The organism is Blautia sp. LMAG:36 (assembly GCF_008680535.1).
GTDB lineage: Bacteria > Bacillota > Clostridia > Lachnospirales > Lachnospiraceae > Blautia_A > Blautia_A fusiformis.
Map to the genome: position 1 here is coordinate 172,683 of NZ_NALB01000010.1, position 14,170 is coordinate 186,852.

Genomic DNA, 14,170 nt, shown 5'->3' on the forward strand with positions numbered 1-14,170 from the left:
AAATGAAAGTTGAGCTTGAAAATGTAAAACCCATGGAGATTGAAAAAAGAAGCTTTGAGATCATCACAGAAGAGCTGGGGGATACTCCCCTGATCCCGGGAACAGAGCTGATCGTAAAACGCTGCATCCACACAAGCGCAGATTTTGATTATGCAAAAAATCTCTGCTTCTCGGAGGGTGCAGTGGAGATGGCCATGGACGCCATCCGCAACGGTGCCTGCATCGTCACAGATACCCAGATGGCAAAGGCCGGGATCAACAAGCGTGCACTTGCCCGCTACGGCGGTGAGGCTTACTGTTTCATGTCCGATGAGGATGTGGCTGCCCTTGCAAAAAAGAACGGGACTACCAGAGCCACAGCCAGCATGGACAAGGCCGCAGAGATGGATAAAAAGCTGATCTTTGCCATTGGAAACGCACCTACCGCACTGGTACGTCTTTATGAGCTTATTGAGAACGGAAAGCTTTCTCCTGAGCTGATCATCGGTGTGCCGGTAGGCTTTGTGAATGTTGTGCAGTCCAAGGAGCTGATCATGCACGCAGATGTGCCTTATATTGTGGCAAAAGGACGCAAGGGTGGAAGCAACATCGCTGCGTGCATTGTAAATGCCCTGCTCTACATGATCGATAACCGGAGAGATTAGGAGCCGGTAACCTCCTTCAGAAGCTGACAGGCAGGCAGAAAATCCTTGGATGGAATGGAGGAGCAGGAGAGGACCAAGGTGACCTCGGCTCCGTTTTCTCTGAGAACCTCCAGTCCCAGACCATGGTTCCGGGCTCTGTCTGTCAGTTCACTGCCTGTGAGAGAACAGGGGAGAGTAAGGGCAAGGCTGGTTCCTGCGGCTCCTGTTTGGATCTGGCAGTCCTGGCCGAAGGTTTCCCGGACAGCCTGGGAAAGAGCCTTCAGCTTCTGGGAATAAAGGCGGCGGAGCTTTCTTGTCTGGGAAGCCAGATGCCCGTCGCGGATAAACTGGCAGAGTGCGATCTGTTCTGCCTTGGAAGCAGTCTGATTATAAAAGGCTGCTTTTTTTGTATATTTTTCCCGGAGAGAGCGTGGCAATACCATGAAGCTGACACGGATGGAGGGCAGCAGTAGCCTGGAAAAGGAACCGATATAGACAACGTTTTCACCACCTGCAAGACCGAAAAGTGAAGGCGTCGGTTTCTGGAAATAAACAAATTCGTTTTCGAAATCATCCTCAATGATCAGATGGTCATCGATCTCCGCATGACGGATCAGCTCCAGGCGTCGTTTTACCGGCATGATCTCGCCCCATTTCGTCATGTGAGCAGGAGAAACATAGATCACATCGCAGCTTTTGTCCCGGTAATGGACATCAAAGCCGTAATCCTGAAAGATGGTGCTGCATGTGGTGAAGGACGGTGTGGGGAACGAAACGGTTTTCCGTTCATGGATCAGAGGGCAGAGGATCTGGAGAAGGGGCTGGAGACCGGCCCCTACTACAATGTCATCCGGGGAGCAGATCACATTTCTGCGTTCCCGGATATAGTCTGCGAGAACCTCCCGGAAATCGCTTTCACCCTGGGGTTCGCCATAAGAAAGCATACGGTCGCCCTGGCGGAGGGCACTTTTGATGTAACGCTGCCACAGATCAAAACGGAAGCTTTCCCGGTCAACACCGGAAGAGGCAAAATCATAAAGGCAGGGCGTGATATCCTTATCCTGTTTTTCGGGGGTAAGCAGATGCTGCTTGGAAGCAATGCCGGTGACATAATAGCCGCTCTGTGCCCTGGCGATGATATAGCCGTCTGCTGCCAGCAGAAGATAGGCATTTTCGATGGTGGTACGGCTCAGCTTCAGCTCCTGGGCGCATTTGCGGAGGGAGGGCATTTTGCTTCCGGGAAGGAGACGGCCTTCCAGGATCAGCTTCCGATAATAGTGGTAAACCTCCAGATAAAGGTGTTCTTTTTTGTGTTCTGCAGATATATTTAACATAAGTATGATGATTTCCTTCCAAAAATGATTGCGTAAACCTGACAGTTCATTCTATAATATTACAGAAAAAAACTCAAGACTGGAGAATTACCATGAAAAAAATAGCAGTGATCAATGATCTTTCCGGGCTGGGGAAATGTTCACTGACAGCAGCGATCCCGGTGATCTCGGTGATGGGAGTCCAGGCGTGTCCACTTCCCACCGCTGTTTTAAGCAACCAGACCGGTTATGAAAGTTATTTCTGTGAGGATTTCACAGAGCATATGGAACCATATATGGAGCAGTGGAAAAAAAGAGGATTTTTCCCGGATGGGATCTATACAGGATTTCTTTCTGATGATAAGCAGGCAGACAGGATCCTGAAATTTATGGATGCGTTTGCAGGAAAGGATACTTTGATCCTTACAGATCCGGTGATGGGGGATGACGGCGCGGTTTATCCGATCTATACAGAAGAACTCCGCAGCCGGTTCTGCGAACTGACACGTCGTTCCTATGTGATCACACCGAACCTTACGGAAGCCCTCCTTCTTCTCTACGGAAAAGAAAAAATGGAGGAGATCTGGAATAAACTGCAAAAGGTATCAGAGGCCCGGCGGATGGAAGAAATCCGGGAGATCGGGTGCGGACTTGCCCGGAAATTTTCACTTCCTGCCGTTGTGATCACTGGAGTGGATCACAGGGAGGAGGGGCAGCCTCTGAAAATGGGGAATCTTGTCCTGGAAAACGGAAACAGCTCCTGGGTATTTGCAGAGAAATCCGGCGGAAGCTATTCCGGGACAGGAGATCTTTTTGCATCCGTGCTCAGTGCAGGGCTGGTAAAAAGATATTCCATGAAAACCTGTGCAGAGCTGGCCGTGGACTTTATCTCGGCATCGATCCGGGATGCGGTGGAGGAAGGAACAGACCGTAACGATGGTGTATGCTTTGAACAGCATCTCGGCATGCTGCTTCCATAAAAACATAAGGGGATAAAAAAGAGCTGACCGTCAGGCCAGCTCTTCCCATTTTTCATAAAGCTCTTCCAGTTCTTCAGCGATGGCTGCTTTTTCGCGGCTCAGCTTTGTACATTCCGCTACATTGGTGCAGACATCCGGAAGGACCATAGTCTCGTCGATCTCGCTGTCTCTTGTTTCCAGCTCTTCGATACGGGCTTCGACTTTTTTCAGCTCGGCTTCCCGTTTTCGTTTCTTTGCCTGTTCTTCCTTCATCTGCTGCCAGGAAAGCTTGTTCTCGGAAACCGCTTTTTCTTCGGCAGGTGCCTCCGGAGAAGTGCTTCCCGGTGCATAGGTACTGGTCAGCTCCTCCTTCTTTTCCAGATAGTAATCATAATCACCGATGTAATTTACCACTGCCTGGTTTGTCAGCTCCATGATCCTGGTCGCAGTCTGATTGATAAAGTAACGGTCATGGGATACATAAAGGACTGTACCGGTGTAGCTGACCAGTGCTTCCTCCAGGATCTCCTTGGAGGCAATATCCAGATGGTTGGTAGGCTCGTCAAGGATCAGGAAGTTGGCTTCGGAAAGCATCAGCTTTGCAAGGGAAACACGGCCTCTTTCTCCACCGGAAAGTGCGGAGATCTCCTTGAAAACATCATCTCCGGTAAAGAGAAATGCGGCAAGCATATTTCGGATCTCGGTCTCTGTGAGAGTCGGATAAGTATCGGAGATCTCCTGGAAAATCGTCTTGTCCATATGCAGAACATGATGTTCCTGATCGTAATAACCGATCTGAACCTTGGAACCAAGGGAAAATTTGCCGGCATCTGCCTCAATAAGACCGTTGATGATCTTTAGCATGGTGGTCTTTCCGGTTCCGTTGTTTCCGATCAGTGCCACACGCTCGCCGCGTTTGATATCAAAGGAGATATCGGAGAACAGGGTCTGTCCCGGAAAGGCCTTGGAAAGCGCTTCCACGTGGAGCACATCGTTTCCGCTTAACACCCGTGGTTCCAGCGAGATACGCATCCGGTCCTGGAGCTCAAGAGGCTTTTCGATCCTCTGTACACGGTCCAGCATTTTTTCACGGCTTTCCGCACGCTTGATGGATTTTTCACGGTTAAAGGATTTCAGCTTGGCGATAACGGCTTCCTGATGCTTGATATCCCGCTGCTGATTTAAGTATGCCTTGTACTGTGCGTCGCGAAGCTGAGCCTTCTTGAGAGCATAGGCAGAGTAGTTGCCGCTGTATACGCGGGTCTGTCCGGCTTCGATCTCAATGACCTTGGTGACTACCTTATCCAGAAAATAACGGTCATGGGAGACGATAAAAACAGCTCCCGGATAATTCAGAAGATAAGTTTCCAGCCAGGAGATGCTTTCCATATCCAGGTGATTGGTTGGCTCATCCAGAAGCAGGATATCCGGCTTGGAAAGAAGCATCTTGCCCAGCGCCACGCGGGTTTTCTGACCGCCGGAAAGAGTTTCGATCTGCTTGTCATAATCTTCCTCCGTGAAGCCGAGACCCTTTAAGACACCGGTCAGCTCACTTTTGTAAGCGTATCCGTTCTCCAGCTCAAACTGATGGGTCAGGCGGGTATAGGTTTCCATCAGACGGTTCAGCTCATCACCGGTCACCGTGTTCATTTCCTGTTCCATATTGCGGATACGGCGTTCCATATCGATGATGTGCTGCTTGGTGGTAAGAAGCTCCTCGTAGATGGTATGATGTCCGTGGATATCCTGGTACTGGGCAAGATAGCCGATATTTTTATCCCGGGCAAGCACCACGGTACCGGAATCAGCAGAAAGCTCCTGCATGATGATCCGCAGCAGTGTGGTCTTTCCTGCACCGTTGCATCCGATCAGAGCAGCCTTTTCACGGTCTTCAATGTGAAAGGATGCATCATTTAAAATTACTTTTTCGCCAAAGGCCTTGCATATATTCTGACATGATAAAATCATAAAAACTGTCCTCCTGTATAAAGAATCACCCCTGTTTATGCCTGAACAGGGAAAAATCCTCCACCTATTATAACGGAAACTGCCGGGATTTCAAAGAAAAAATCAATTATTAGAAAAATTATAAAGAAATTTGTACAGAATAGACAACTTTAATTGACAGGAAAATGTCAATTCGTTATAATTAACCTAGTGTAAGGTAAGGAGGAAAACTATCGTGGAGACAAAACAAATCTCGAAAGCGGTGATTAAGCGTCTGCCACGCTATTACCGCTACTTAGGAGAGCTGATGGAAGATAATGTAGAACGTATTTCTTCCAATGAGTTAAGTAAGAAGATGCATACCACAGCTTCTCAGATCCGTCAGGATCTTAATAATTTCGGCGGTTTTGGGCAGCAGGGGTATGGCTATAATGTACACTATCTTTATACAGAGATCGGTAAGATCCTGGGACTGGATACCGTTCATCCGATGATCATCCTGGGTGCCGGTAATCTGGGACAGGCACTTGCCAATTATGTGGATTTTGAGAAGCGCGGGTTCAGGCTGGTTGGTATCTTTGACGTAAATCCTGTGCTTGAGGGCATCGCAGTCCGTGGACTTGAGATCCAGATGCTCAGTGAGCTTCCGTTTTTCCTGAGAGAGAATAACGTGGAGATCGCGATCCTGACACTTCCCAAGAATAAAGCCAAGGAAATGGCAGATATTCTGGTGGAGAACGGGATCAAGGCAATCTGGAATTTTGCACATCTTGATCTTGAGACACCGGATGATGTGATCGTAGAGAACGTTCATCTTTCCGAGAGTCTGATGACACTGTCTTATAATCTCAGCAAATACAGGCAGGAACATGTGGATAAGTAAGAATTGTTAAGCTGCCGGAAACGGCAGCTTTCTCTATGACAGAGGGGAGGCAGAAGACAGAATGAAGAAGCTTGTTACCTGCAAAGAAATGAAGGATCTGGACTCCACAACGATCCGTGAGATCGGAGTTCCCTCCGAGGTTCTGATGGAGCGGGCGGCACTGAAGGTGGTAGAGGAAACAGAAAAGTATCTCCAGAAGGACGAAAGGATCCTGGTAGTCTGCGGAAGCGGAAACAATGGCGGTGACGGTATCGCAGTTGCCAGATTGTTCCATCTGAAGGGAATCCGGGTAGAGTTTTATATGGTCGGAAACAAAGATAAAATGACCAGAGAGACAGCTCTTCAGTATAAGATCGCTTCCGGTTATCGTGTCCCGGAGGTGAATAACCCGCAGTGGAGTGAATATACTACTATAGTAGATGCCGTGTTTGGGGTAGGCCTGACGCGTCCGATCGAGGGGCATTATGCTGATATCATCCATGAGATGAACAGTGCGAGGGCCAAAAAGATCGCAGTTGACATCCCGTCAGGAGTGAACGGAGATACTGGCCTGGAAATGGGAATTGCCTTCAGCGCCGATCTGACTGTCACATTTGCCTACCGGAAAAGAGGTCTTTGCTTTTATCCGGGAAGACTGTATGCAGGAAGGATCGTTACCGCCGATATCGGGATCTATGAGCAGGAAGCTGTGACTGCATCTGCCGCCTGTCTGGAAAATAAAGATCTGAAGCTGTTTCCGGAACGTGATCCCGGCGGAAACAAGGGTACCTTCGGAAAAGTGCTCTTTGTGACCGGAAGTGAGGGAATGTGCGGAGCCGCTTATTTAAGCGCCAGTGCAGCACTTCGTGCCGGTGCGGGAATGGTAAAGATCCAGACTGTGGAAGCCAACAGGATCCCACTGCAGATACTCCTTCCAGAGGCTATGGTCTGCAGCCGCTTTGATCAGGAATCCAATGAACAGCTTCTATCCTGGTGTGATGTGATCGTGATCGGACCGGGACTTGGAACATCAGTGGCCAGCCGTGAGAGAGAACAGTGGTTTCTCACGGCGGCTGCCCGGGAGAAAAAGCCGCTGATCCTGGATGCGGACGGCCTGAACCTTCTGGCTGCACATCCACAGTGGTATCAGTATCTGGGAGAGCATGTAGTCCTGACACCGCATATCGGAGAAATGAGCCGGCTCAGTGGCAGAACGATCCAGGAGATCCAGCATGAGATCGCAGATACTGCACTGAAATGTGCTGCGGAAACAGGCTCTGTGTGCGTATTGAAGGATGCATGTACGGTGATCGCAGATGAGAAAGGACAGATGTATCTGAATCTTTCCGGTAATTCCGGAATGGCAACTGCAGGAAGCGGAGATGTGCTTTCCGGGATTCTGGCAGCAGTGTTATGTATGTATCTGAAAACGGAGGAACAGCCTCCCATGGTTTTAAAGGCCGCGTTAGGTGTTTATCTTCACGGACTTTGCGGTGATCTTGCAGCCGCTGAAAAAGGAAAGCGCAGTATGCTGGCAGGAGATATCATAGAATATCTGCCCAAGGCATTAGCTATAGGTGAAGAGGAGTCGGGATTATGAAAAAATACGAGAGAGTAAAAGCACTGGTATCACTGGATGCCATTGCCCACAATTTTGAGGAAATGCATAAAAATGTCAAAGAAGGGACAAAGATCATCGCTGTGATCAAGGCAGACGGTTATGGCCATGGTGCCAGAGCTATTGCCCGTCTGATCCAGGACTATGACTATATCTGGGGATTTGCAACAGCTACTGCAGAGGAGGCACTGGAGCTTCGGCATGCAGGGATCACCAAGCCTGTCCTGATCCTTGGCCTTGTATTTGAGGAATATTATGAGGAGCTTGCAGCCAATGATATTCGGATCACCATATCGGATCTTAATACAGCGGCAGAATATGCAAAAGCAGGTGCACGCATTGGAAAAAATGTACATATTCATCTGGCTCTGGATACGGGAATGACAAGGATCGGATATGCGGATATTCCGGAAAATGCAGTAAAGATCGAAAAAATCTCAAAAATCCCGAATCTGGTGATCGAGGGAATGTTTACCCATTTTGCCAGGGCGGATGAGACCGACCGTTCTCCTGCACTGGTGCAGCTGGACCGTTATCTCCGTTTTGCAGAGCTTCTGGAAAAAAGAGGCGTTCATATTCCGGTACGTCACTGCTCCAACAGTGCAGGTATCATCCGTGTTCCGGAAGCAAATCTCAATGTCGTTCGTGCCGGCATCACCATTTACGGTATTTATCCGTCAGAGGAGGTAGAACGTGATATTGTGAAGCTGACACCTGCAATGGAGCTGAAAAGTCATGTATCCTATGTGAAAAATGTGGAACGTGGAACAGCGGTAAGCTATGGAGGAACGTTTGTTACAGAACGCTTTACCAGAATGGCAACGATCCCCGTAGGTTATGCAGATGGCTATCCGAGACAGCTTTCCAATAAGGGCTGGGTCCTGATCCGGGGCAAAAAAGCTCCGATCCTCGGACGGGTCTGCATGGATCAGTTTATGGTTGATGTCACAGATATCCCGGAGGTGAAGGCCGGGGACGAGGTCACCCTGATGGGAAGAGATGGAGAGGAATTTATCAGTGTGGAGACACTGGGAGATCTTTCCGGAAGATTTTCCTATGAATTTGTCTGCGGGATCAGTAAACGTGTTCCGCGGGTTTATATCAAAGACGGTAAGGAATGCGGAGAAGAGGAGAGCTTTTTCCAGTAGATCCGTAAATACCCGGATCCGGAAAACGCCGGGTCAGACATAAGGCCGGTAAAAAAGTACCACGCATGGTATACACAAAGAAATTGTGGAAATACTTATCTGTAAAAAGGAATACGGCTTGCAAATAAGCCGGACCAGAATCGGAGTGTGAATTGTGTGGTTATAAAAAGAGGGGATATTTTTTACGCGGACTTAAGACCTGTGGTGGGCAGTGAACAGGGCGGCATCCGTCCGGTGCTGATCATCCAGAACGATGTGGGCAACCGTCACAGTCCCACAGTGATCTGTGCGGCAATTACATCAAAAATGAATAAGGCAAAGCTGCCGACACATATTGAGATCGATGCATCCGCCTACGGGATCGAAAAGGATTCCGTGATCCTTCTGGAACAGCTCCGCACCATCGACAAGCGGCGTCTGAAGGATAAGGTGTGTCATCTGGACAGTGCTATGCTTGATAAGGTGAATCATGCGCTTGAGATCAGTCTGGAACTGACTTTTTAGGGAAACATGAGGAATTTTGACCGGTTTGTTTTCTGATTCTTGACGAAATCTTTCATAAGTGCTATATTAAACCGAGTTGCAATTATGTAAAACGGTACCCAAAATGAGCAGGGCACGAAAGAAAATATACGGTAACAAGGAGAGGAAGATACCATGTCAGGACATTCAAAATTTGCCAACATCAAACATAAGAAAGAGAAAAATGATGCCAAGAAGGGTAAGATCTTCACAGTCATCGGCCGTGAGATCGTTATGGCAGTAAAGGCCGGCGGCCCGGATCCTGCAAACAACAGCAAGCTTCGTGATGTCATCGCAAAAGCAAAAGCGAACAACATGCCGAACGATACGATCGATCGTGGAATCAAGAAGGCAGCAGGTGCGGATTCTGCAGACAGCTACGAGAAGGCTGTATATGAGGGATATGGTCCGAACGGTGTTGCTATTATCGTAGAGACTCTTACAGATAACAAGAACCGTACTGCAGGTAATGTACGTAACGCGTTTACCAAGGGTAACGGAAGCATCGGAACACAGGGATGCGTATCCTTTATGTTCGACCAGAAGGGCCAGATCATCATCGATAAGGAAGAGCTTGAGGATGAGTGCGGCGAGATGGATGCGGACGAGCTGATGATGACAGCTCTGGATGCAGGTGCTGAGGACTTCAACGAGGAAGAGGACAGCTTTGAGATCATCACAGCACCGGACGATTTCAGTGCTGTACGTGAGGCTCTTGAGAAAGCCGGAATCCCGCTTGTAGAAGCACAGATCGCCATGATCCCGCAGACCTATGTGGAGCTGACGGATGATCAGGCTATCAAAGATCTTCACAGAACACTGGATCTTCTTGATGATGACGACGACGTTACTGACGTATGGACAAACTGGGACGAATGATCTCTGAATAGAAAGTAATATTTTGCATATAATACCTCCAGAATTTCAGATTCCGGAGGTATTTTTTTATGGAAAAACAGAGCGAAGAGAGAAAACAGAAGGAACTGGACCGGGAAGCGAGCCAGAACGAACAGATCCGGGAAACCGGGCAGGCAGTGCTCGATGGAAATTCCCGGAAGCATAAAGTGGAGCTTCTGACGGTGATCGGGGAAATCGAAGGTCATGAATCCGCGCCGTCTCACAGCAAAACAACCAAGTATGAGCATGTACTGCCAAAGCTGGCTCTCATTGAGGATGATGAGGAGATCGAGGGACTTCTGATCCTTTTAAATACGGTAGGAGGAGATGTGGAGGCAGGGCTTGCCATTGCGGAGATGATCGCGTCTCTGAGTATCCCTACGGTTTCCCTGGTGCTGGGCGGGGGACATTCCATAGGTGTACCCATGGCGGTATCAGCAGATTATTCCTTTATCGTGCCAAGTGCTACCATGGTGGTCCATCCGGTGCGCCAGAACGGAATGTTCATCGGCGTAGCGCAGTCCTACCGCAATATGGAAAAAATCCAGGACCGGATCATTGCCTTTGTATCCGGACATTCACATATCACGGCAGAACGGATGGAGGAGCTGATGCTAGATACCTCCCAGCTTGTAAAAGATGTGGGGACTATGCTGGAGGGTGAGGAAGCGGTAAAGGAAGGACTCATCGATGAAGTAGGAGGGATCCGGGAGGCACTGGACCGATTGTATACCCTTATCGAAAGGAAAAAAACACAGAAATAACCAGTTTTGTATGTGGCTTTTGATGATATTAGTTGCATAAGACTAACATGGTTGCGCTGTGCTGTGGTAAAGAATTTTGACAGAAATTGTAAATCTACTCTTGTCATATGCTGATTTTTAGCGTATTATTAATAAAGGTTTATAATTTGCGCGAGGAGGAAGACCATGTATAAGGTTTTAAAAGCTGAAACGCTGGCAGCTAAGATCCATCTTATGGTTGTGCATGCACCACGTGTTGCAAGCCACTGTCTGCCAGGACAATTTATCATTGTGAAACTTGACGAAAAGGGAGAAAGGATCCCGCTTACCATCTGCGATTACGATCGCGAGGCCGGTACAGTTACCATCGTATTCCAGGAGATCGGAGCATCTACCATTAAGATGTCCGCACTGAAGGCGGGAGATTCATTCCGTGATTTCGTAGGACCTCTGGGATGTCCGTCTGAGTTCGTCCATGAGGATATCGAAGAACTTAAGAAGAAAAAAATGGTATTCGTAGCCGGTGGTGTCGGTACCGCACCTGTTTATCCGCAGGTTAAATGGCTCCATGAGCACGGCATCACAGCGGATGTTATCCTTGGTTCCAAGACTAAGGATATGGTTATCCTTGAGAAAGAGCTTGGCGCTGTTTCCAATCTTTATGTTACAACAGATGACGGTTCCTATGGCCGTTCCGGTATGGTAACAAAGACTCTTGAGGATCTTGTGACAAACGAGGGCAAGCATTATGACGTCTGTGTAGCGATCGGACCGATGATCATGATGAAATTTGTCTGTCTTCTTACCAAGAAGCTTGGTATCCACACAATTGTCAGCATGAACCCGATCATGGTTGACGGAACCGGTATGTGCGGCGCTTGTCGTCTCCAGGTCGGTGATGAGATCAAATTTGCCTGCGTAGACGGACCGGAGTTCGACGGACATCTCGTTGATTTCGATCAGGCTATGAAGAGAAGCCAGATGTATAAGACCCAGGAGGGCCGTGCATTACTGAAGCTTCAGGAAGGCGATACCCACCACGGTGGATGCGGACATTGCGGAGGTGACAACTAATGGCAGATGCAAAAATGTTAAAAAAAGTTCCTGTAAGAGAGCAGGATCCGAAGGTACGTGCGACAAACTTCGAGGAAGTATGTCTTGGATATAATCAGGAAGAAGCAATGGAAGAGGCACAGAGATGCCTTGGCTGTAAGAAACCGAAATGTGTAGAGGGATGTCCGGTATCCATCAATATTCCGGGATTTATCGAGCACATCAAAGAAGGCAACATGGAAGAGGCTTACAAGGTGATCGGTTTATCTTCCGCACTTCCAGCTATCTGTGGTCGTGTATGTCCGCAGGAATCCCAGTGTGAGGGACAGTGTATCCGCGGTAAGAAGGGCGAGGCTGTTTCTATCGGTAAGCTGGAGAGATTCGTTGCAGACTATGCTCTGGAGCATGATATCAAACCTGCAGGAGCAGAGGTTAAGAACGGACATAAGGTTGCAGTGATCGGTTCCGGTCCATCCGGACTTACCTGTGCAGGTGACCTTGCAAAGGCAGGATACGATGTAACTGTATTCGAGGCTCTTCATGAGCTTGGCGGTGTTCTTGTTTACGGTATTCCAGAGTTCCGTCTTCCGAAGCAGAAGGTTGTTAAGAAAGAGATCGAGAAGGTCAAAGAGCTTGGCGTTAAATTCGAGACAAACGTTGTCATCGGTAAATCCACTACCATCGATCAGCTGATCGAGGATGAGGGCTTTGAGGCTGTATTCATCGGTTCCGGTGCAGGACTTCCGATGTTCATGGGTATCCCGGGTGAGAATGCAAGCGGTGTATTCTCTGCAAACGAGTACCTGACAAGAAGCAACCTCATGAAAGCATTCGATGATTCCTATGATACACCGATCGCAGCAGGCAAAAAGGTTGCAGTTGTCGGCGGTGGTAACGTTGCCATGGATGCTGCAAGAACAGCGCTGAGACTTGGTGCTGAGGTACATATCGTATACAGAAGAAGTGAGGCAGAGCTTCCTGCACGAGCAGAGGAAGTTCATCACGCTAAGGAAGAGGGCATCATCTTTGATCTTCTTACAAATCCGAAGGAGATCCTCGTTGATGAGAACGGCCACGTAAACGGTATGAAGGTTGTCAAGATGGAGCTTGGTGAGCCGGATGCATCCGGAAGAAGACGTCCGGTAGAGATTCCTGGTTCCGAGTATGATATGGATGTAGATACTGTCATCATGTCTCTTGGTACTTCACCGAACCCTCTGATCTCTTCCACAACCAAGGGCCTTGACATCAACAAGAGAAGATGTATCGTTGCCGAGGAAGAAACCGGTAAGACATCCAAGGACGGCGTATATGCCGGTGGTGATGCCGTTACAGGTGCAGCTACCGTAATCCTTGCCATGGGTGCAGGTAAAGCTGGTGCAAAAGGTATCGACGAATATCTGAAAAATAAATAAGCAGAAAGTCTGTTTATAAACAGATCCTCCGACTGTGTTTTCTGATGCAGCCGGAGGATTTTTTTTCTTGCAGATCAAAAAAAGAACATTTGTTTGAAACTTTTGCCAAGTGAAGATTGTAAGTTTTACTCAGTTATGCTATAATGTGTTGGAAAAAATTTAAGAAAAGGAAATATCATTATGTCAGTGATACATGCGATTATATTGGGAATCATTCAGGGAATCACCGAATTTCTGCCGGTGAGCAGTTTCGGACATCTCTGTGGAGTGCAGGATCTTTTGGGCGGTACCAGAGGCTCCGGTGTGCTTTTTGAAGTGATGCTCCATCTGGGAACTATGATAGCTCTGATCCTTGTTTTTCTGAAGGACATCAAGAAGATCGGGATCGAGCTGATCGGAATGATACTGGATCTGATCGGAAATGCCAATATTTTTCTCTATAACCGTAGGACTGGGAAAGAGCTTACCTACGCAAAGATCATAAGCGGAACTTACCGGAAGCTTACTGCCCTGATCATGGTATCCACCATTCCTACAGTCCTGATCGGATATCAGTGCAAACGACTTGTTGTGCGAAGCGCATCCTCACACATGTTTTCCGGGATCGGAATCCTTCTTACAGGTGTGATCCTCCTTGTTGTGGACTACAGTAATGTCAATGGCAGCAAGGGAACAAAAGAAACCAGCTTCGGAGATGCTATGTGGATGGGTATCTGTCAGGGCCTTTCTGTGTTTCCGGGACTTTCCAGGCTTGGACTTACCATGAGCGCAGGACTTTTCTGCGGCCTCGGACGGAAGTTTGCAGTGAAATATTCGCTGCTGATGAGCATTCCGGCTGTGGTGGGAGCTTTTTTTGTGGAGATGGGAGAGTTCACTTCTGTTCATATGACTGTTGGCCAGGGATTTACTTATGTTCTTGGAATGATCGTGGCCGGGATCACAGGCTATCTGGTGATCCGTTTTATGCTTAAGCTTTCGAATCAGGTCAGACTGCGTTATTTTGCATTTTATTCTTTTGCAGCCGGAATCCTTATTCTGGCAGCGAATTATATTTGATATCAACTGGGAGG

Annotated in this window: 13 protein-coding genes; 11 read left to right on the forward strand and 2 right to left on the reverse strand. The window is 48.2% G+C overall.

The genetic code is table 11. The annotated features are described in order from the left end of the window. Positions 1–2: 2 nt before the first annotated feature. The gene (locus CCC17_RS13265; protein ID WP_015524817.1) at positions 3–644 is read left to right on the forward strand and encodes a precorrin-8X methylmutase; all 642 of its coding nucleotides are present in this window, start codon (positions 3–5) and stop codon (positions 642–644) included. On the opposite strand, the gene pdxR is transcribed toward CCC17_RS13265, so the two are convergent. Further along, positions 641–1,957 (reverse strand): MocR-like pyridoxine biosynthesis transcription factor PdxR, encoded by a 1,317-nt coding sequence (gene pdxR / locus CCC17_RS13270; RefSeq protein WP_173739636.1) that lies wholly within the window; start codon positions 1,955–1,957, stop codon positions 641–643. The genes CCC17_RS13265 and pdxR overlap by 4 nt on opposite strands. A 92-nt stretch (positions 1,958–2,049) precedes the next feature. On the opposite strand from pdxR, the gene CCC17_RS13275 reads away from it, so the two are divergent. Continuing rightward, positions 2,050–2,916, forward strand: a complete 867-nt coding sequence (locus CCC17_RS13275; RefSeq protein ID WP_021650560.1) for a pyridoxamine kinase — start codon at positions 2,050–2,052, stop codon at positions 2,914–2,916. Positions 2,917–2,946: 30 nt separating this feature from the next. Here CCC17_RS13275 and CCC17_RS13280 read toward each other — a convergent pair whose 3' ends face one another. After that, complete coding sequence (locus CCC17_RS13280; protein WP_092069135.1) at positions 2,947–4,863, reverse strand: ABC-F family ATP-binding cassette domain-containing protein; 1,917 nt, start codon at positions 4,861–4,863, stop codon at positions 2,947–2,949. Between the two features lie 214 nt (positions 4,864–5,077). Between CCC17_RS13280 and CCC17_RS13285 the strand changes: the two genes are divergently transcribed. From CCC17_RS13285 to CCC17_RS13325, 9 genes are all read left to right on the forward strand, one after another. Further along, on the forward strand, positions 5,078–5,725 hold the full coding sequence (locus CCC17_RS13285; RefSeq protein ID WP_021650558.1) for a redox-sensing transcriptional repressor Rex: 648 nt from the start codon (positions 5,078–5,080) through the stop codon (positions 5,723–5,725). A gap of 61 nt (positions 5,726–5,786) precedes the next feature. Further along, positions 5,787–7,304, forward strand: coding sequence for an NAD(P)H-hydrate dehydratase (locus tag CCC17_RS13290; protein WP_114002417.1), 1,518 nt, complete (start codon positions 5,787–5,789; stop codon positions 7,302–7,304). Continuing rightward, positions 7,301–8,470: an alanine racemase gene (gene alr, locus CCC17_RS13295; protein WP_015524822.1), complete on the forward strand. Its 1,170-nt coding sequence runs from the start codon at positions 7,301–7,303 to the stop codon at positions 8,468–8,470. The genes CCC17_RS13290 and alr overlap by 4 nt, the downstream gene beginning before the upstream one ends. Before the next feature lie 156 nt (positions 8,471–8,626). Further along, the gene (locus CCC17_RS13300; protein WP_021650556.1) at positions 8,627–8,974 is read left to right on the forward strand and encodes a type II toxin-antitoxin system PemK/MazF family toxin; all 348 of its coding nucleotides are present in this window, start codon (positions 8,627–8,629) and stop codon (positions 8,972–8,974) included. A 153-nt stretch (positions 8,975–9,127) separates the two neighbouring features. Continuing rightward, positions 9,128–9,871 (forward strand): YebC/PmpR family DNA-binding transcriptional regulator, encoded by a 744-nt coding sequence (locus CCC17_RS13305; protein ID WP_015524823.1) that lies wholly within the window; start codon positions 9,128–9,130, stop codon positions 9,869–9,871. A gap of 68 nt (positions 9,872–9,939) precedes the next feature. Then, a complete protein-coding gene (locus tag CCC17_RS13310) occupies positions 9,940–10,653 on the forward strand; it encodes a ClpP family protease (protein WP_015524824.1) in 714 nt (237 codons plus the stop codon). Between the two features lie 165 nt (positions 10,654–10,818). Continuing rightward, positions 10,819–11,706, forward strand: a complete 888-nt coding sequence (locus tag CCC17_RS13315) for a sulfide/dihydroorotate dehydrogenase-like FAD/NAD-binding protein (protein ID WP_015524825.1) — start codon at positions 10,819–10,821, stop codon at positions 11,704–11,706. Then, positions 11,706–13,100 (forward strand): NADPH-dependent glutamate synthase, encoded by a 1,395-nt coding sequence (gltA, locus tag CCC17_RS13320; protein ID WP_021650554.1) that lies wholly within the window; start codon positions 11,706–11,708, stop codon positions 13,098–13,100. The genes CCC17_RS13315 and gltA overlap by 1 nt, the downstream gene beginning before the upstream one ends. 180 nt (positions 13,101–13,280) lie before the next feature. Beyond that, the gene (locus tag CCC17_RS13325; protein ID WP_015524826.1) at positions 13,281–14,156 is read left to right on the forward strand and encodes an undecaprenyl-diphosphate phosphatase; all 876 of its coding nucleotides are present in this window, start codon (positions 13,281–13,283) and stop codon (positions 14,154–14,156) included. Positions 14,157–14,170 lie beyond the last annotated feature (14 nt).